At 68.9% G+C, this 1,098-nt stretch carries 1 protein-coding gene; it reads right to left on the bottom strand.

Translation table 11 applies throughout. The features are described 5' to 3' along the window. On the bottom strand, window positions 1-1,076 hold a 1,076-nt coding region (locus AB0J09_RS65550), incomplete at its 3' end, for a DEAD/DEAH box helicase (protein ID WP_360714689.1). Between the last annotated feature and the right edge of the window lie 22 nt (window positions 1,077-1,098).

Below are 1,098 nucleotides of genomic sequence, written 5' to 3'. Positions count from 1 at the left end.
CGGTGGTCCGGAGTCGGCGCGTCGCGGGCCGGGGCGGCGGCGGTGGTGGTGAAGCCCCGCCGGTCGAGGATCCTGCGGCGTTTGTGGTGCATCCGTTCCAGCATCGGGACCTCGAGGTCGAGGTAGTCGTGGACTTCGACGTCACGTTTGCGGGCTTCGGTGTCACGCATGATTCTGCCGACCTGCTGGATCACCCGGCCTTTGAATGAGATTGGGCTGGCCAGGAACAGCGTGTCCAAGATGGGCGCGTCGAACCCTTCACCGGCGACCTTGTCGATCGCGACGACGACAAGCGGGCCGCTGCTGGCGGCGGACAGTTCCTTGCGGACTCGGCCGCGTTCGGGAGCGGGCAGTGCGCCGTGCAGGATCAGCGGCGCGACACCCAGTTCGGTGAGAGCGCCGCTGAGCTGCTTGACGTGCTCGACCCGGTTGGTCAAGACCAAGCTGCTGCGCCCCCGCCGGTGGGCGTCGGCGATGTCGGCGGCGAGTTGCTGGTTGCGGGTCTGATCGGCGGCGAGTTCGCCGTACATGGCCTGGATGGAGGCGCCGTCGCTGCCCGGCTCGTGAGTGGTGAAGGCTGTGCGGTGCACGATCAGGTGCTTGGCGAAGGTGCTCTGATCGATGATCTCGTGGCGGATCGGCCCACACTGCATCGTGATCACCGGGTCCATCTGGTCGGCCCGATAGGGGGTGGCCGACAGGCCGACCCACCGCTCGGCGGGAATCTTCCGCAAGGCGGCCTCCGCGGCCGGGGCACCCGCCGCGTGGCACTCATCGACCACGACGAGCCCGTAACCGTCCAGGAGCCCGGCATGCGCGTCGCGGTGGCTGAGGGACTGCAGCATGATGAGGTCAACGACGCCCGTGCGCCGATCCTTGCCTGCCCCGAGTGACCCCACCGTCTGATCACCAAGGTCGAGGAAGGTGGTCAGGCGGTCCCGCCACTGAGCGAGCAACTCGGCACGGTTGACGATGACCGCCGTCGGCTCGGCATGACGGGCGATCAACGCACACGCCATCACGGTCTTGCCCGCGCCCGGCTGCGCGACCAGCACGCCGCTCGGATGCGGGGCCATCGCCTCGACCGCAGCGGCCTGG

Origin of the sequence: Nonomuraea sp. NPDC049784 (assembly GCF_040659615.1) — a bacterium.
Taxonomy (GTDB): Bacteria; Actinomycetota; Actinomycetes; order Streptosporangiales; family Streptosporangiaceae; genus Nonomuraea.
The sequence above is the reverse complement of the archived record's forward strand: the minus strand, read 5'-3'. Positions and strand labels throughout refer to the sequence as shown.